Origin of the sequence: Hydrocoleum sp. CS-953, from assembly GCF_002260545.1 — a bacterium.
Classification (GTDB): Bacteria; Cyanobacteriota; Cyanobacteriia; order Cyanobacteriales; family Microcoleaceae; genus Trichodesmium.
The window spans coordinates 1-18,923 of record NZ_LGSU01001486.1; the positions used below are offsets into that span (position 1 = coordinate 1).

The following is an 18,923-nucleotide window of genomic DNA, read 5'->3' on the forward strand; positions in this document are numbered from 1 at the left end:
ATCTGATACTCTAATATTAAACTTATTAAACTTGATGTATTTACACAGATGTGATAAGGTGTTATAGTATAAACATCTAAACCATAAAACCGTAAACAACATTACTGCAGATAAAAAATAATCTTAAGTTGTAACGGTTGATTGGGACTTTACAGGGTCATCTACATAGAGGAAAGCGATCGCTATTGCTAGCGATACTTAGTCTTATTGCTTTCCAGAGTTGAACTATTCATATTTCATACCCCTGATAAAGTAGAAAAAGATGCCTAAAAAAGCCTATCTCAAATCCCACTTAAGCGAAACAGAAATCAAAAACCGCTATCTCCAAATTAGAGATAGAGTAGAATCTCGACGCTGGCACCTGCTGTGGTTAGTCTCTCAAAAGTGGACTATTAAAGAAGCAGCTCAAGCTTTGGGTCTTAACTATGATTATGCTAAGGATATAGTAAAAAGTTACAATCAAAAAGGGCCGGATGCAATTTTAAATCGACGGAAAACCCGGAAATTTTACCCTTCTCATGCTTTACTCAGTCCAGAACAACAAGAACAATTACGCATAGCACTTAAAAGTCCACCTCAAGACCAAGCAAGCTGGACTGGGCCAAAAGTAGCAGAATGGATTGCGAGGACTATTGGACGCGATCGCGTTTCTCCCCAGCGTGGTTGGGAATATATGAAAAAATGTAGTTCAAGTGTTTAAGAATTTAGAATTTAGAATTTATAATTCAGAATTCAGGAGTCAGAATTTAGAATTCAGTAGTCAGAATTGAGGTACGAAACCCAACTTACAAAACTGATAACTGATAACTGATAACTGATAACTGAAATGGCGCACCGATAAATCCTAAAAACCTAACCCCCCTGCCCCCCTACCCTACCAGGGAATGGGGGTGAATAAGCCTCTTTCCTCGCAGGAGAGAGGTTTTTATAAGTTTACAAACAGCTTCTAATGAGCATTCCTATTTTCTAATCTCTGCAATTTCTTTTTTGCCCACTCCCGCAGTTGTTCGTCTGAGTCATTTTCTGCTCTGTCTTGTAATAGTGGTAGGGTTTGCGGATGGTCTGGATATTGTTTGACTATTGCTTCTAGTACTATTTGTCGAGGGTTGTCTTGATACCGATATTTACGTTGAAAGGGGTCATTGAGGGTGGTGTGATGAAGCAATTCAAAAATTCCCGGTTTATCTTTCCAACCAGTAGCAATTTGTCGTACCGCTTCACGTCGCACAATCGAACTGTCGTCAGACTCTGCCCATTGTTTGAGTAATTCAAAAATTCCCGGTTTATCTTTCCAACCATTAGCAATTTGTCGTACCGCTTCACTTCGCACATACCTATCATCATCAGACACTACCCTTTGTTTGAGTAACTCTAAAACACCGGGTTCATGTTTCCAACCAGTAGCAATTTGTCGCACTGCTTCAGCTCGCACATAGCAATTCTCATTAGATTCTACCCATTGTCTGAGTAAATCTAAAATTCCCGGTTTATCTTTCCAACCAGTAGCAATTTGTCGTATCGCTTCCCGCCGCACACTCGAACTTTCGTCAGACTCTGCCGATTGTTTGAGTAATTCAAAAATTCCCGGTTTATCTTTCCAATCAGTAGCTATTTGTTGCACTGCTTCAACTCGCAAATCCGAATCTACTCTTTGTTTAAGTAGTTCAAAAATTTCCGGTTTATCTTTCCAAGCAGCAGCTATTTGTAGTACCGCTTCAAGTTCTGCACTTGAACTATTACCAGACTTTACCCTTTGCTTGAGTAAATCTAAAATTCCTGGCTCATGTTTCCAACCAGTAGCTATTTGTAGCACCGCTTCAACTCTCACATCCCAATTCTCATTAAACTCTACCCATTGTTTGAGTAACTCTAAAATTTCTGGTTGCTCTTTCCAACCATTAGTAATTTGTCTCACCGCTTCAACTCTTACACTCAAACTATTGTGAGATTCTACCCATTGTTTGAGTAAATCTAAAATTCCTGGTTCATGTTTCCAACCACTTGCTATTTGTCGCACCGCTTCCTGTCGCACATCCCAATTCAGATTAGACTTTACCCATTGTTTGAATAATTCTAAAGTTTCTGGTTTTCCTTTGCCTAAAGTAGCAATTTGTTGCATCGCTTCCCGTCGTACATCCCAACCATCATCAGACAATATCTGTTGCTTGAGTAACTCTATAATTTCTAGTTTGTCTTTGTCTAAAGTAGCAATTTGTCGCACTGCTTCCTGTCGCACAATCCAATTATTACGAGATACTAGCAATTGTTTGAGCCAGGTGTAGGTTAAAGGATCATCTCTCCAGGTTGCAGCCACTACTTGCACAGCTTGACCACGAATTTTACGACCTAAGGCTACATTTTTCTGATAAATTTCTTCAGATTCACTGTTATAGAATTTATAAGAATAACCACGGATATACTCAGTCAAATCTTTTAACCTTTTTAATAACCGATTTCCCACATCACCAATACTCTGACGACTCCTAACTTCAAACAAACACTTGCCAGCCAAAAATAAATTCTTAAACTCTTCCTCTTCCCCCTCTTGCTCCATCAAATAACTAATAATATCTCCCACAAACTTTGCATCTATCATCCCCGCAATTAAGCGCAAAACTTCATGCCATTTTTCATCCCGCCAATGGTTCCCAAAAACATCATTTATCAAATCATCTTGAGAAATTTTCTGTTCCTTTTCAAACTGCCAAACAAAACTCGAAGCACAAAAATATTCCAAAAAAGTCCGATGCACAAAAGCATAATACCCAGCGCCGACAAAACATAAAATAAAATTCCGATGCCGTAACTGTTCCATCAACGCCCTAGCGACAGTTCTTGCATCATTAATACCCATAACTTTTAAAGAATTAATGATAGTTTTTTCCAAATCATCTCCATGAATCAAATTACCAGCTAAACCTTCCTTATTCCCCTGCATAAAAAAAGCTACCTGACGCAAAATTGCCTGCTTATCTTTATAATCAATAGTCTTCGGGTTAAGATTCGCATCAACCAGCGTCCGTTCCATATCCCACTGCTGTAATAAAATCCGCGAAGCTTGATTATAAAGTTCAGCCCTATCTCTCGGCAATTCTTGATGACGATTCAAAATAGCCATCATAGTTAATAACAGGGGATTTTCCGACAATTCTTTAATAGCTGAAGAATTTTTAATTGCCAGTTTCAACCTTTCTCTTTTCCTCTCCCTTTCCGCCTCATCTTGATAAGTTAAATTGTGCCAACGTTGAATAAAATCCTCAACTTGTTCCGCTTCTAAATCTTGCAACATAAAATGATAAAACTCAGCATCCCGGAGTTTTTGTGGTTTATAACCAATCACCCGCGAAGTAACAATTACCCGCACATTTTTATAATTATTAGTAAACCGATGAATATCATTTATTACATCCTCTCGCTTGCCAGGGTCAAAAACTTCATCTAACCCATCAAATATCACAATTGCATTGCCATTTTGTAATTTTTCATGGAGTTCTTGTTGAGGAAAATGACAAACAACTCCACTACCTTGTTCCAGAAAATCTAGAAAATTCTTGCACTTATTCCCATCATGGTTCCGCACATAAGTCCGCAGTTCAATTAACAGAGGAATTGGCTTTAACGATAAATCTTTTCGAGGTAATTCAGCCCATTGTAGAGCAATATATTGTAATAAAGTAGACTTACCAGAACCGGGGTCGCCCAGAATAACTAAATATTTATATTTGTTATCTTCTATTAATTCCAAAACCGAGCGAGTTTGCTGTTCAAAATATCTCCGATGGCGACCTTCCAATTGTTCTGGAGAAAAATCTGACTCAAGCTGACCGCTATCTTTTAATTGCTTCAAATATTCTTTAGGAATCTCATGTATTTGAGGCATAAATTCTTGAGATTCTCGGACATTTTGAGGGATAAACATTCGCCATAATTTCAAATTATTATAACCATAACCACTCGTATCTAAACTTTCTAATTTGAGATTTCCATATTGTTCTCGGATTCCCTCTTGATGTTTTCTGAGGTCAAAATCTGGTTTAATTTCCGAGTTTTGATTTGCTAGTTTATCCAGATTTTCAGCATTTAATATTTCCCGTAATTCATCAGACTGCCGGATAATATTTTTAACATTTCTCCGATATTGCTTGGCAAGAAATTCCCAGTCAAAATCATCTGGTAAAGGTGGATTAATTTCGTTCCAGGTAGTAGCCAATTTATTAGTCTCTAAAAGTTTGAGATTATTATCAAAAGCACTAACCAAAACCTCTAAAACAGACCGATTTTTAATAAACTGTTTTAAAGGTTTAATATATTCCTTTAACTCACTTTCACTCAATTCAGCATTTTTTAACTCTTGCTTTCCCAAATCTAAAAAATCTTTAATTGCTTCTGCCGTAGCTTTTTTTAAAGGTTCTTTGTTTGCTATCCTACCAACAATATTAGAAATACCTTCTTTGCCAAAATCTTTAACATAATCTTCAGCAGTACCCTTAGCTAATTCTCCAATAACTTCCTGAGCAATAAATTTAACCGCTTCACTACCCCCCCAAGCAATTAACAATTCAATCATAATTATTCAATCTCTTATATGTTAGTTATTTTTAATTATAGTCATTAAAACTGTTGCTTGTTTGTAGTTGCGCTTTAGCGCCAGTTCATTATTGTAGTGGGATGAAATACCTAAAAATGTAGGTTGGGTAGAAAGAAGTGAAACCCAACAAAGTGTCAGTCCAGTAGGGTGCGTTAGACATCTAAAATATCAGGTTTGACAGAGATTTAACAATTTGTCGTAACGCACCGTTCTAGTAAGTGTTCGCTCCACTTATCTTTAGAATAAACCCAACAAAGCTTTATTAGTGTTGGGTTTGCTACGTCAACCCAACCTACTACAGTGACATATCTAAAATGTTGTAATAGTTCGCAGCAAAACCTAGTAAGTGTTCGCTCCACTTATCCGTAGAATAAACCCAACAAAGCTTTATTAGTGTTGGGTTTCCTACGTCAACCCAACCTACTACAGTGACATATCTAAAATGTTGTAATAATTCGCATCAAAACCTAGTATAGTAAGATAGTTAACCTTATATCAATTCATTTGAGAGATGTCATTTCAGTTATCAGTTATCAGTTATCAGTTAACAGTTAACAGTTAACTGTACCTCTGGCTAAACCCAGAGGCTTGACATAAGGAATATTCTATTTTTTTCATCCCCTTGAAAAGGGAGACTTGATACCTTTTTTTTTGTCATAAATAGTTCCATACTTTAGATTTTCAATAATTTCCTGAAATTACTATATTGTCAAAATTTTGAGGCTGTAAAATCTTACTTTTGACTTTTAACTTCCGTTGAATTATCCCCAAAATATATGGCTTCTGATTACCCAAAAAGATTAATTTTAATCACAGCATTTTTATCACTAATTCCATTAAGCGCTGCTCAATATTTACCTAAAGTTAGTAATAATTTTATCTCTACATTTTGGCAAAATACAACACCAAATAATTCCACAAATAATTCAGTTAATACTCCCACTCCTTCCCCCTCACCCTCTAAACCGCTAAAACCACCATTACCAACTTATCAAAACTTTGATATCGTAATTTATGGAGATGAACTTTAAGGAATATGTGCTGCTATTTGGGCGAAAAAAACATTAGGAACTACAGGCAAAGTAGTATTAATCCGTTCTAATTATGACCGTCAACCTTTAGGTGGTTTATTAACAAGAGGTGGGCTAGCTTATCTCGACTATGATAAAACCCCTGGTTGGCAAAATCAACCTTATTCTCAATGCTTTCGTAACTTTTTGAAAAAGGCAAAAGTTGTTGAAGCTTGTGTTACTCCAAACCTGGCAGCAAAAGCCATGAAAGAAATGTTAGAAGCGGCAGGAATTATGGTTATTTCTAATGCTTCTATTACTCCTTATGTAGAAAATAAAAAAATTAAATTTGTGCAGATAAATGACACAAATATTAGAGTCAAAGCTTCTACATTTATAGACACAACTCAAGATGCAGAATTAGCCAGAAAAGCAGGTGTACCTTATTCTTTAGGATTGGCATCACAAAACCATAAATTACAGAATGAAACTATCGCAACTTCTATTGTTCCGACTGTAACTGGTTTAAGTATTTACGATTTCCAAAAATTGGAATCAAAAATACTTTATAACCGCCAACTAATGGGAAAAATTAAGAATAAAATTCAATCTGAACAAACTCCTCTATATGCTAAATTTACCCTGGCTCAGTTTAGATTGCCAATAATTAAAACATATCAAGACGGCTATATAAATCGAAGTATTGCCTTAGCAGGAGCTTATCATCTTCATCGAAAACATTCATTTAATCTAGCTTTTTCATCAAGATTTTTATTTGATAAACTGAATATTTGTCGTCTAGGTAAACGTTCATTATCATTGAATGGATTTTTGTTTAAATATGACAGTAAAAAAGTCAGGCAAATAGAACTAAATGATTTTAAACCAACCCAAGAAATGATTACAGAAATGAAGGAAATTGAGGCTTGGTTAAGGAAAATTTCTGGAAAAGATATCAAAGTAGTTATTCCCTCAGAAGTTTATATTAGACATAGTTTAAATATTAGTGATGTTGTTGACCCATTGACAGGAAAATAAATTATTAAAGGTGGTACTTCAGCAGAGAATTATATTGGTACTTTTTCCTATGAATTTTATTTTCGGGGTGGTGTTAAAGATTTAGGTATCAACTCTTTGCCTCTACCTAAATACAACTTTGGTATTGAGAGTGCTTTAGCTAAAAATGTGAATAATTTAGCAGTTGTCGGGCGATCGTCTGGATATTTAGGAATTGCTGTAGCAGTATCACGAATTCAAACAATTAGTATTTATCAAGGGCAAGCAATAGGAGTTGCTGCTGCTATGGCTAATCAAAAAGGTATAACTTTAAATCAAATGACCTCTGCTGAAGTTAGAAAAAAATTAGAAAATTTAACAGGTAGGAAGACAAAATTAAAAGGTATAAATAGAAGTGGAAATAGAGATTATAGTCATGTCAAATAATTTTAGGTTCTATAATTCAGGACTTACGCAAAAAATGAAATTATAAACCACCTGTAGGGGCGTTTTGCTATCGCACAACTCCGTTAACGCTGCGCGACATATAAAGCGGAGCTTTGCGTTAGCACATGGCTATTCGCCCCTACTAGATAGCGGTGCGACCCCGCCTTTTATCTCAGATATTTATTGAAAAATTAGGCGTTGCTGAAATTTGGGGATGAATATCAAGTGGGATAGGCATCCTGCCTGTCCGAAAATATCAGGAACGGGCAAGATGCCCATTCCACAAAACTATTAAAATCATCCCGCATTTATGCAACGCCAAAAATAATGCTGCATTTCTTGATAATGATGTTTACTTTCTCTTCTTCAAAACACCACTGCCGCCTACAGCACCTAAAGCTAATAAACTGAAAACGGCAGTTGGTTCAGGTGTAGATGCGGGAGGTTCTTGACGTAAAGTGTATATGATATCTCCTGTACCAACTCCTTCTCCAAGAGTATCATATTCAAAGAAAGCATCTCCAAGGTCAAATAAACCTGGTATAAAAGAGAATACAGCATCTGTTGAAAAATCCAATCCTAGGAATTCACCATCCAAAAATACAACGTCACTAAATATGCCATCATTTTCAGTGTAGTTAACACCCAGAAAATCGAAACTGAGTTCTGATACAGATAACAATTCTTCACCACTTCCAGTTAATGCAGAACCGTCAAATTCAAAATATCCAGAGTATGTTTCGCCTGCTAAAGAACCGTCTAAATTATTAACTTCAAAATCATAAATAATTGAAGCTGCATTAACAGGGTTAGCATTAATTACAGTGATGCCAAGAACTGCACTTGTAGCAACGAAAGATAACTTTTGCAAAATATTAGTCATGGTTTTGTTTTTAGTAATAGAGAGGAAATGTTTGTTGTTTTTATGACAACTTCGGAGTGTTATAAGAAACCGGGTTTATGTAAAACATATATTAGTATGGTGGTATCTAATATAAACCCGGTTTCTGTTCTTCTTAAAAAATGAAATTGTCTGAATTATTTAGAGCTGTAGCCTCAACTCCTTCCACTAACAAGAAAGAGCGAGCGCGACCAGAACCAGCAGCACCATCAAGATCGATAGTCAAGATAGTATCTGCTCCACGGGAGGTAAAGCCAACGTAACCATCACTAATGGGGTCAACAACTACAGAAATAACATCATCTAATACTTCAACTAAGTCAATTTGATCGCTACCAACTTCAAAGTCAGTGATGATATCACCTGCATCTCGGAGGCCAGTATATACAAATGTATCGTTACCAGCACCACCAGTAAGAGTATCTCGACGTCGCAAACCAGTAATAGTATCATCTCCATCGGTTCCAGTTAAATTATCCCGACCAGCAGTACCCTCAATCACTTCTCCAGGAGTTGGTAAATTCAAACTAACAATTAATGGATCGTGGTCGCTTGCTCGTTGACTGGTTTCAGCAAATTCACTGTTCACATTAACAATGTCAAATTCAGCGCCTTCATTCAAGCTATCACTCACCAAAATATGATCCAAAGACTGAGAATTTCCTTGGAAGATGAAGGTATAACGCTCATCCTCATCTAGTATTTCTGTTTCTGTTAAGTTGGTCAGATTTTGTTCCAGGGTATCAAGTGGAGAAACAAACTCAAACTCGTTGAAATCTCCTAGCACTACAAGATTTGCATTGGGGTCAGCAGTTAGAGCATCTGCAACAAATCCTTGGACTGCGTTTGCTTGAGCTTGTCGCTCATCAAGACTACCGTTAACAGTTACGTCTTCCTGACGAGCATCAAAAGGTTGTTCAATACCGAGAATAGGCGCACTACCTCCCTTGGAGGAGAAGTGGTTACTAACAACACTAACTTCTTGACCGTTAAATTCAAAGTCGGCAACCAATGGTAAACGAGCGCCTGCAAACGCACTACCAGGATTTTGATCTCCAATGGTTTGAACGGAACCGTCAACTAAATCAACACGAGCATGGTTATACAAGAAGGCATTTCGGATATTTCCACCCGGTTGACCTCCGCTAGCACCATCTGTAATAAAGGTATTGTCAATAAACTGGTAAGTTGGACCACCCGCAGCAGATATCGCATCGACCAAAGTCTGGAGTGTAAGACTTGCAGAAGTAACACCGTCGTTAATCTCAGCTCCTGTATTGTCTTGGATTTCCTGTAACCCAATAATGTCTGGGGCATTTAGGTTATTGACAACTTGATCAGCAATAGCATCAAAGCGACCATTTCCAATATCATCATCAACGTCACGCGGATCATTGTCGTCCACAAGATTAATATCTTCAACTACTGGATCGAGGTTGAGAACATTGTAGCTAGCAACTGTTAGTCGATCACTGCTTCCTACTATGGAACTGACTTCAGGTTGTAAGTTAGCAGAGGTAATGTTGCTAGTGAAGTCTTCAGTAGGCAGAATTTCAAAGTTACCAAAACCATAGCTGACAACCCCCGTTACGTTACCCAGACTATCTCCAACATTAACATTGGGGAAGTCGAAGTCAAAAACTCCTGAATCTTCATCAATTTGAACTTTTTCGGGGTTGAAGTCGTTAGGGCTGATGTTGAGCGTGCCGCGATCGCTAATTCCTGTAGCACCTACACCATCATCAACAACGGTAAAGATTTCACCGAAGCGGTTTGTCGGAGCAACGGCAACTACATTTTGAGCAGTGACTCGCATTCCTTCTAAAGACTCGAAGAAGTCAATACCATCAGTTATGGGATCAAAGCTGGCAAAAGCATCATCATCAATATTTTCTGTTGGAGGTACACGACCACCAGAACCTATTATGACTGCATCAGGAAGAGCATTACCACTGGAAAGATTCGTGACTGTAGCACCACTTATCTGAGTAGTTGATAGGTTGCGAGTAGAAGTACCACCAGGAGTAAACTCAGATACTGTACCATCAACTTGTAGTTCATCACCTACATTGACTCCAGGCGCTGAACCAGTGAATACAAACAAAGCATCAGAGGTAGCAATATCACCATCTCCTGTTGGATCTTGTAGATAGAAACCATTACTATCTACTGCTGTGACAATACCTGTGGTAGTAACTGCTTGACCTTCTAAAGCGGAGGTGTGACCTGCACCTTGAATGTCGTAGATAGCAGTTAAAGTTGGTTCTTCACCACCGCCACCATGATCAAAAGTTCCAGCAGTCGGAGTATTATCGGCACCCAAGAAGAAATCACTAATTACAAAGTCACTAACTGTATCTGTATCGACTCCATCAGTAACTCGGCGGGCACCAGCAGGGAAAAATGAACCATCGGGGCCGATAACAGGAGCATCAAAGAAGAAGGTATCCCCTGCATCACCATCTGTAAGAGCAACAGTATCAATAACAACTTCGTTGTCTGTAACTGAAGTACCAGAAATACTGCCAGTTTCAACTAAAGCAAAAGTCGAACTACTATTTTCTAGGAAATTACTACTAATCTCAACATTCGGAGCAACTGCATAGTTATTTGCTAAACCTGTGGGGTTTCCAATTAAGAAAAAGCCGTTATCGCCGATAGTATGGGTAGAGTCAAAGTCAAATTGAGCGTCAATTGTGCCTGGACCGAAACTATCCCCTTCTACGGCAATGAAACTTAAGCCATCCAATGATGTACCAGGTGTGCCAAATATTTCGATAAATTCAGTGTCATCTACTCCGGCATGACTAACGAATACTTCATTGATAACTGGGTTGGAGGCGCTACTACCAACGCTGAAAGCATCTGTAGGCATTGTTGGTCTGTTGCCATTGTCTCCAGACCAATTAGAGTTATCACTGATGGCTGCTAATAATTCTGCTTGGGTACCAGAAGTGATACCTGTATAAATAGCATTATCAATTTCGTCTAAAGCTACTGCTGTTTCACCATTGACTAAACCTGTGGGTAGGGCAGAAGTATTGGAACTGGTGGAGTCAGACTGCCATACTCCGGGGTTGCCTTCACTGTTGAGAGCATAAATAAAAGTGGGGTTGCTACTATCTCCTTGGTAAGCAATAATTTGGTCGCCACCAGTTGCGAATGCAATACTACTGACAGTAGGATTAATTATTGTTCCAGCAGCAATATCTGTGGGTGCTGTCCAAGTAAAAGTGCCTTCATTAGCTCTGAAAGTACCAGCAGCTTGCCAACCGTTATCGGTAAAGTTAATTTCTGTACCTGCACCAATATCTACTAATGGTGTAAACGCAAATTCGTCGGGGTTGTCAAAGTTAAAGCCAACAATGGCTATATCACCTGCTGATAATGTTGTTGCAGCCATTTCTATTTCCTAATTAATTGGATGTATTTCTATTGGACAAAAATGTAAAAATTACCTGTGATTCTCTTTAATGTATGAGTAAGATCACACAAAACTAAGAAAGAATTGCTCAGAAGTTGAGCATCTTCTGAGTAACTACTTAAATTACTTAGTTAATCTAAACAAATCTATCTTGTCTTTTGGTTAAATTCAGGTTAAAATATCAGTATTTTTACAGAAGCTTCATTTGATCTATCAATATTTGTGAAGATTATGTAAAGTCAATAAATTATTGGAAATTATTGGTTGCAAAAACCTTATTGCCATGTTAAAATCAATTCCTTTGATCTGCCTATACAGTACAAAGAAACCGAATTTATTGCCCTAATTATTGGTTTTCTAACTAACTTTTATCAAGAAACCCTATTTCTACCCAAGTCCTCAGCTAGTTAAGACACACCGACTACCATTAACTAATATCGAACACATGATAACTCCATGCAGGCACATCCAAATACAGACCTCGTGAAATTAACTTATCTCCCAAGCGATCATAACTAATATCACTCATTAAATCCTGTAGTCGATACCTTTCACCTCTGAGACTCTCAAAAGGAAGTAAAACATAACATTGACTTTGTTGGGGAGCATAATTAACTGTTATTAATAAAAGTCGATCATCTTTTCCTTTCCAGACAAAACAAATAAAATTATTCCATGTGTAATTTCCTTCCCATGCAGCTATACATTCGAGTAACTGCCAATTTCCCTCACGGACAATATCTAAAGCTAAACAATCTAATAATTGATGATAAAATCTCTCTAGGTTGGGAACAGTAGCTTCTTGAGGAGCGTGACATAAGTGCATCGAAATTTTCTGAGACCAACCTTGTAACTGACCTTGATGGAAAAATTTTAAACCAGGGGTAAAATAACTCAAAATGGCAGCAGCTTGATGAACTCTTGGTGGAAAAGTTCCATTTGCCCTCGGTTCATCGTGATTTTCGATAAACCGTGCTAACTTACTTTGAAAATCAACAGCAGCATAAAGATGCAGTCTAACTGGAATTGCCTGCTGTTCCCGGAGGCGATCGTATAACAGTTTGTCATAAGTATAATCAAATCCTAACTGTTGTAGTTCCCATTCCAAATTCCAATACACTTCTGCCATAAAAGTAAAATCTGGATGTTGCTGTTTAACTTGGGAGATGGCATTAGACCAAAATGGTTCCACTGAAATACCCCAAGTCTTCTCAAAAATAGCTGGTAATATTAGCATTGCCATATCGCAGCGAACGCCATCGCACAAATGAGCAACATTGAATAACTCTGCTAACATCGCCTCCTGTAATTTAGGGTTGCTGTAGTTCAGTTGCAAAGTATCAGGCCAACCTGGAAAATAGAGGTCTCTTCCATGAGCAAATATTTGGCTACCTGCTGGCAATTCTACTTGTATATAATTCTGGGGTTCTCGTTCGATATCAGCTTGGGTTCCCTGAATATAAAAGTCAGGATTTGTTTGTACCCAAGGATGGTCGAGGGCAGTATGGTTGGGGACAAAATCAAGCATAAGTTTTAGCCCTCGTTGATGGAGGCGATCGCGCAGTCGCAGCATAGCTTCATTGTCACCCAGGTTTTCATGGATATGATAACCAGTTACCGCAAAACAAGACCCACAAATATAATCTTCTTGAAAGTCATCACCAAAAAGTTCTATAGCTTCTTTTCGCCAATCAGGATTTGCACGAGAAATATCTCGCCCCATTATTCCTGTTTGCCAAACTCCTAAAAAGTACACCCAGTCAAATCCTATGTTTGCTATTTTATCTAGTTCATCATCGGGAATATCATCTAAGGTGGCATGACGACCTAATTTTTGCGATATTTGGTTTAGCCAAACACGGGTGTTAACTTGATATAGGGAAGGATTAATCATATAATTTTATGTCCGGTTTAATAGACATCTCCAGAAAAGAGGGAACAGGGAGAATTCATTAATTGATAATGGATAATTGATAATTACCTCTGGTTAAAACAAATGCGGGAATTGAAGGTCGATAAATATCCTAACACTTTTTTTCCCCTATCCAAGGGGAGGCTTCAAGGCGCGAATTATTTAATTATTAATTATTGATAATTCGGTAATTGATAATTTATGGATCAGAATTGATCTGAAAAAGAGGGAACAGGGAACAGGGAACATGGATGAGTCAGGACTCAGGGAGAAGGTATTAAGAGGAGAAATTTTTTTTATCACTAATTAAGCGGACATGATATAATATCAAGTTATCAAGTAGGGTTACAAATGTTAACTTCTCTTGTTGGGTAGCATTCAGCTATTAGTGGTTAGCAAGCAAGCCTCCTGGGTGGTAACTGCGTTAACAGCAAATAACGAATAATTCTTTCTCAGGTTAAAAGACTATACCTTTAGTCATAACTTTTAATTCTCCTTGAAGACTAATTTCTTCTGACAAGATCATCATATTAGTGAGTTAATAACTTATAGCTGATAGCTGTTTAGCGTTCCGCACAACTTTCCGTTCCGGAATGCTCCGCAAACGTTAACGCGGAGCAACATGGAAAGCGGAGCATTCCCTATACGAAAAAGCGCAGCTCTGACCCAGGAGGCAAGAGGCTAGCTGACAGCTGTTTGCGCAGCATTCCGTAGGAAATGCTTACCTTGTTGGAGATTTATGGGTATTGAAAACTATAGCAATATTTACTGTCATCCCTCACCTTGAGCAACAACATTTTCCTCTGACGCCAAAAATAGTTTCTGCACATTTACTTGGACTCCCAGAGTGAATATGAGGGTTAGCATATATAATGTCAGGGCAGCCCATAAGAGATGGGCACTCATAATACTCCAAGCATAGAGAGCTAATGGTAAAAATCCCAAACCAAAAGCAGTTAAAACAGAATTTCGTATTTGCCTTCCTTGTTTGAGACCTATAAAGTATCCTTCTAACATAAAAGCGATCGCTGTTGAGACCAGCAAAGGAAATAACCAAGGAGTATAACTATTGATTGAAGCACTAATCTCACTACTATTTGTGAGTAGTCCAAATACAGTTTCAGGAAAGAAGAAAGAAACTGAAGCAAAAATTAAGGCTATGGGAATACTGTGAAGTGTGGCAACAATGAACACGGGCAAGATTTTTTCTGTCTCACCTTTTCCTTTAAAGTTTCCGATCAATGTCTGTACAGTCATCCCAATACCCTGAATTGAAAATTGACTTAACAGAGCAATTTGTAGAAGTAAACCGTTTTCAACTAAAATATTTGTCCCTATAACCGCACTTAAATTTGTAAATATGGAATAAGTGGAAATTAGAACTAAAAATCGAATCAAGATATTACCTTTAAGAGCAATTGTTGCTTTTAACGCCTGGCGATCGAAAAAATCGGCGATCGCTACAGGAATATCTTTCCAGTTAATACTAAGTCCAACGGCAATTAAGGCTACTAATAATGCTAAAATTTGACTTATTGCTGTTGCTAAACCTGCTCCGGTACTTGCCCATTGCCAACGATATATAAATACATAGTCTAGTGCTACATTAGAAATATTAGCGACTAACGACATTAGTAAAACAATGAAATTTTTTTCCCTTCCCAGAAACCAACCAATCAGAACAAAATTTAGTAAAACTGCTGGTGCCCCTAAAATACGAGCATTGAAATACTCAATTCCTGATGCTTCAATAGTGCTAGAACCACCTAAAATTGCAAATCCCAGTTTTTGGATGGGATATTGCAACAGTAGAATGGCAAATCCTATGGCTAAGGCGATCGCTCCACTCCGCAAAGCTGCCAGCAAAATATCTTTATTATCCTCTCGTCCCACAGCTTCGGAGGTAATAGCATTTGTACTTGTCCGCAAAAATTTTAAAATTCGATACAGATAGTCAAATAAAATAGTAGCTAAAATTACCCCTGCCAAGTACCGTAGGTCGTTTAAATGACCTAGAAACGCACTATCACATAAACCAGCTAAGGGAACCATCATATTAGAAAAAACGCTAATACTGGCAAGTTTGTAAAAGCGGGGTAAGAAACTTTGATATTGAGATGGTAAAGTCAAGTTCATAGATTTCTTGTATATTTAGTTTAGCTATCACAAATAGGAAACCGCTTTAATCAGTTTTAGACTACATTCATTCTAGGGTAAGATTTAAGTTTATTTAAACCATTCAGGACTTACCCATGATGTAGGAAAAACTAGAATTTGAGATTGCTACCCTGTCTGTCGCAATGACAAAAATACTTTGTACTGCCTAAGTCTTACCATTAATTTTTGGGTCTGCATTTATCCAACTGCGGATATAGCAAAGTTATTTGGCATTCGTCAATTAATGTATGATTTTGTAAGACAATCAATAAATTTTATAGCTTTCCAGCATTTTTTCACACCCAAAATGAGCAACGCTACTTATTTATAGTATTTATTTTTTGGTCTACGTTCATCCAACTTCCGATACACATCTCGTAACTCAACATTATGATGTGCTAGAGCCACTAAAGTATGGTAAAATAAGTCGGCCGCTTCCGAAGCGATCGCCTCTTTCTCATCATCCTTACAAGCCATTACCACCTCTGCCGACTCTTCCCCAATTTTCTTAAGAATTTTATTATCTCCTCCAGCAAATAACTTACAAGTATAAGAACCCTCCTGGGGATGGTCACGGCGATCGCTAATTACATCAAAAACTTGAGATAACATATCTGCTGGTGGCTTCACAACCTCTCCATCCACCTGATGAAAACAACTCCTTTCCCCTTTATGACAAGCAATATCCCCCACCTGATCCACTCCTACTAATAAAGTATCGCTATCACAGTCGTAGCGCATCCATTTAATATTCTGAAGATGACCAGAAGTTGCACCCTTATGCCAAAATTCTTGCCGAGAACGACTCCAAAACCAAGTTTGCCCAGTTTCTAGAGTTTTTTGTAATGATTCCTGGTTCATCCAGGCCATCATCAAAACTGTACCATCTAAATAATCTTGAATAATAGCGNCCTACTAATAAAGTATCGCTATCACAGTCGTAGCGCATCCATTTAATATTCTGAAGATGACCAGAAGTTGCACCCTTATGCCAAAATTCTTGCCGAGAACGACTCCAAAACCAAGTTTGCCCAGTTTCTAGAGTTTTTTGTAATGATTCCTGGTTCATCCAGGCCATCATCAAAACTGTACCATCTAAATAATCTTGAATAATAGCGGGTACAAGTCCCTGTTCATTATAACGAACCTGCTCCACTGGAATCAATTGACCTAAACCTACTGGTTGGGAGATAGACATTATGTGCCCCAAAAAATTTGTTTGTATATTCGGAGTTTAGGATATCTTTTAAGTATTTTCTGAATGTTTAATCTTAAATTTTAATTTGTTTTTGGCTTTTATCATAAAATAAATAAATTGTCAAAAAATCCCTTCATAATTCTCCAAAATTTACTGTAAATATACACTCACTCCAATGATTTTCGGACTACTTTTCTGAAACAGGAGGAAAACCAGAAGCAAAAGAAAAAGTTATTCTTGCTCAAAGCAAAATAGTAGATTTGGCAGAAGGAAATGAAACAGCANGAGTTTAGGATATCTTTTAAGTATTTTCTGAATGTTTAATCTTAAATTTTAATTTGTTTTTGGCTTTTATCATAAAATAAATAAATTGTCAAAAAATCCCTTCATAATTCTCCAAAATTTACTGTAAATATACACTCACTCCAATGATACAATTAACCAAATTATAGATATAGGTTTATATTAATTTGGTGATAATATAAAATCCCCATATTGGGATTGAAATAAACACAAATTCAGGAGACTAAAATTGGTAGTTACTACACTTAATACCACTAAATCCGAAGAAATTTTTGCAGCAGCTCAAAAACTCATGCCAGGGGGAGTTAGTTCTCCGGTCAGAGCATTCAAATCTGTTGGTGGCCAACCAATTGTATTTGATCGGGTTAAGGGAGCTTACATTTGGGATGTTGATGGCAACCAATATATTGACTATGTTGGCACTTGGGGACCTGCTATCTGTGGTCATGCTCACCCAGAAGTATTAAATGCTCTGAAAGAAGTTTTGGAAAAAGGCACAAGTTTTGGCGCCCCCTGTGCTTTAGAAAATACTTTGGCTGAAATGGTTATTGATGCGGTACCAAGCATCGAAATGGTCCGCTTTGTCAACTCTGGTACAGAAGCTTGTATGGCTGTACTGCGTTTGATGCGAGCTTTTACAGGTAGAGATAAAGTAATTAAATTTGAAGGTTGTTATCATGGCCACGCTGATATGTTTCTTGTGAAAGCTGGCTCTGGTGTGGCAACTCTAGGTTTACCAGATTCTCCTGGAGTACCTAAGTCTGTAACTAGCAATACTTTAACTGCTCCTTACAATGATTTGGAGGCAGTTAAGCAACTATTTGCCGAGAACCCTGACCAAATTTCTGGTGTTATCCTGGAACCTGTAGTTGGTAACTCTGGATTTATTACACCAGATGCAGGTTTCTTGGAAGGGTTACGGATGATTACCCAGGATAACGGTGCGTTACTTGTGTTTGATGAAGTGATGACTGGATTTCGTATTGCTTATGGTGGCGCTCAGGAAAAATTTAATGTTACTCCAGATTTGACAACTTTAGGCAAAATTATTGGTGGTGGTCTACCTGTGGGAGCTTATGGCGGTCGTCAGGATATTATGTCGATGGTTGCTCCAGCAGGTCCGATGTATCAAGCGGGTACTCTTTCTGGTAATCCTCTGGCTATGACTGCTGGTATTAAGACTCTGGAATTGCTGCATAAACCAGGTACTTATGAGCAATTAAACAAGATTACTCAGAAACTTGCTGACGGGTTATTGGCTATTGGAAAAGAAATTGGTCTTCCTATTTGTGGCGGGCATATTAGTGCAATGTTTGGTATGTTTTTCCATCAAGGACCTGTTCACAATTATGATGATGCGAAAAAGTCGGATTTGAGTAAGTTTAGCAAGTTCCACCGAGGAATGTTGGAGCGTGGAATTTATTTGGCTCCTTCTCAGTTTGAGGCAGGGTTTACTTCTTTAGCGCATACTGAGGAGGATATTGACCGGACTTTGGCTGCTGCAAAAGAAGTGATGTCTAGTCTTTAAGAGTTTTTTAATGGGTAATGGATGATTTTTCAGTTTTCTATTACCCATCTAAAAGTTGGTTATTTCAGTTATGACCAATCAGTTATCAGTACATTGGGCTGAAGCCATGACCTTGAAATATTGAAGTTTATTTTTTTCATCCCCTATCCAAGGGGAGGTTATTGACCTTATTTTGTGGTGAATGCTTCGTTTTAAGACAGTAGGTATAATAAAAGTTATACATAAATATAGTCATATATAGTCAAGTAACGTCAAATATCTTCGTTGATTTATACAAGCATAGCTACTAAATATTTGACAAAATTTAATAACTCCAAGGCCAAAGGTTTAATAGTATCATGAAATTGGCAGTTGAGTTTCAGACTAAATAATCAGAACAATTCCGCGCGTCCTCGAATCCTAATATAATTTTAACAAGAATGATTTATGAGATTAGTTGAGAAACATATTATTCAGAAC

11 protein-coding genes and 1 pseudogene are annotated in these 18,923 nt (G+C 37.6%); 5 read left to right on the plus strand and 7 right to left on the minus strand.

Annotated elements, in window-relative coordinates; genetic code table 11:
* Nucleotides 1-262: 262 nt before the first annotated feature.
* Nucleotides 263-700: a helix-turn-helix domain-containing protein gene (locus AFK68_RS32915; protein WP_094678473.1), complete on the plus strand. Its 438-nt coding sequence runs from the start codon at nucleotides 263-265 to the stop codon at nucleotides 698-700.
* A 246-nt stretch (nucleotides 701-946) separates the two neighbouring features.
* Here the strand turns inward: AFK68_RS32915 and AFK68_RS32920 are convergent, their stop codons facing one another.
* On the minus strand, nucleotides 947-4,567 hold the full coding sequence (locus AFK68_RS32920) for a HEAT repeat domain-containing protein (RefSeq protein WP_094678475.1): 3,621 nt from the start codon (nucleotides 4,565-4,567) through the stop codon (nucleotides 947-949).
* A gap of 797 nt (nucleotides 4,568-5,364) precedes the next feature.
* Here AFK68_RS32920 and AFK68_RS43105 point away from each other — a divergent pair.
* The 3 genes from AFK68_RS43105 (at nucleotide 5,365) to AFK68_RS43115 (ending at nucleotide 7,041) form a co-directional block, all read left to right on the plus strand.
* Entirely contained in the window at nucleotides 5,365-5,619 is a 255-nt protein-coding gene (locus tag AFK68_RS43105) for a hypothetical protein (RefSeq protein WP_246844613.1), read from the plus strand.
* Nucleotides 5,620-5,622: 3 nt separating this feature from the next.
* A complete protein-coding gene (locus AFK68_RS43110) occupies nucleotides 5,623-6,636 on the plus strand; it encodes an FAD-dependent oxidoreductase (protein WP_305778165.1) in 1,014 nt (337 codons plus the stop codon).
* Nucleotides 6,637-6,732: 96 nt separating this feature from the next.
* Nucleotides 6,733-7,041, plus strand: a complete 309-nt coding sequence (locus AFK68_RS43115; RefSeq protein WP_246844614.1) for an FAD-dependent oxidoreductase — start codon at nucleotides 6,733-6,735, stop codon at nucleotides 7,039-7,041.
* A 352-nt stretch (nucleotides 7,042-7,393) separates the two neighbouring features.
* Here AFK68_RS43115 and AFK68_RS32930 read toward each other — a convergent pair whose 3' ends face one another.
* The 6 genes and pseudogenes from AFK68_RS32930 to AFK68_RS32955 all read right to left on the minus strand — a co-directional run.
* On the minus strand, nucleotides 7,394-7,924 hold the full coding sequence (locus AFK68_RS32930) for a PEP-CTERM sorting domain-containing protein (RefSeq protein ID WP_094678477.1): 531 nt from the start codon (nucleotides 7,922-7,924) through the stop codon (nucleotides 7,394-7,396).
* A 133-nt stretch (nucleotides 7,925-8,057) separates the two neighbouring features.
* Complete coding sequence (locus tag AFK68_RS32935; RefSeq protein ID WP_246844615.1) at nucleotides 8,058-11,345, minus strand: endonuclease/exonuclease/phosphatase family protein; 3,288 nt, start codon at nucleotides 11,343-11,345, stop codon at nucleotides 8,058-8,060.
* A 448-nt stretch (nucleotides 11,346-11,793) separates the two neighbouring features.
* The gene (locus AFK68_RS32940; protein WP_094678479.1) at nucleotides 11,794-13,260 is read right to left on the minus strand and encodes an alpha-amylase family glycosyl hydrolase; all 1,467 of its coding nucleotides are present in this window, start codon (nucleotides 13,258-13,260) and stop codon (nucleotides 11,794-11,796) included.
* Nucleotides 13,261-14,049: 789 nt separating this feature from the next.
* Complete coding sequence (gene gntT / locus AFK68_RS32945; protein ID WP_094678481.1) at nucleotides 14,050-15,414, minus strand: guanitoxin biosynthesis MATE family efflux transporter GntT; 1,365 nt, start codon at nucleotides 15,412-15,414, stop codon at nucleotides 14,050-14,052.
* A 342-nt stretch (nucleotides 15,415-15,756) separates the two neighbouring features.
* The coding region (gene hisIE / locus AFK68_RS32950) for a bifunctional phosphoribosyl-AMP cyclohydrolase/phosphoribosyl-ATP diphosphatase HisIE (RefSeq protein WP_143438562.1) at nucleotides 15,757-16,345 on the minus strand (589 nt) is incomplete at its 5' end.
* A gap of 1 nt (nucleotide 16,346) precedes the next feature.
* A pseudogene (locus AFK68_RS32955) lies at nucleotides 16,347-16,633 on the minus strand (phosphoribosyl-AMP cyclohydrolase); the annotation flags it as partial.
* Between the two features lie 532 nt (nucleotides 16,634-17,165).
* Here AFK68_RS32955 and hemL point away from each other — a divergent pair.
* Complete coding sequence (gene hemL / locus AFK68_RS32960; protein WP_094678485.1) at nucleotides 17,166-18,464, plus strand: glutamate-1-semialdehyde 2,1-aminomutase; 1,299 nt, start codon at nucleotides 17,166-17,168, stop codon at nucleotides 18,462-18,464.
* Nucleotides 18,465-18,923 lie beyond the last annotated feature (459 nt).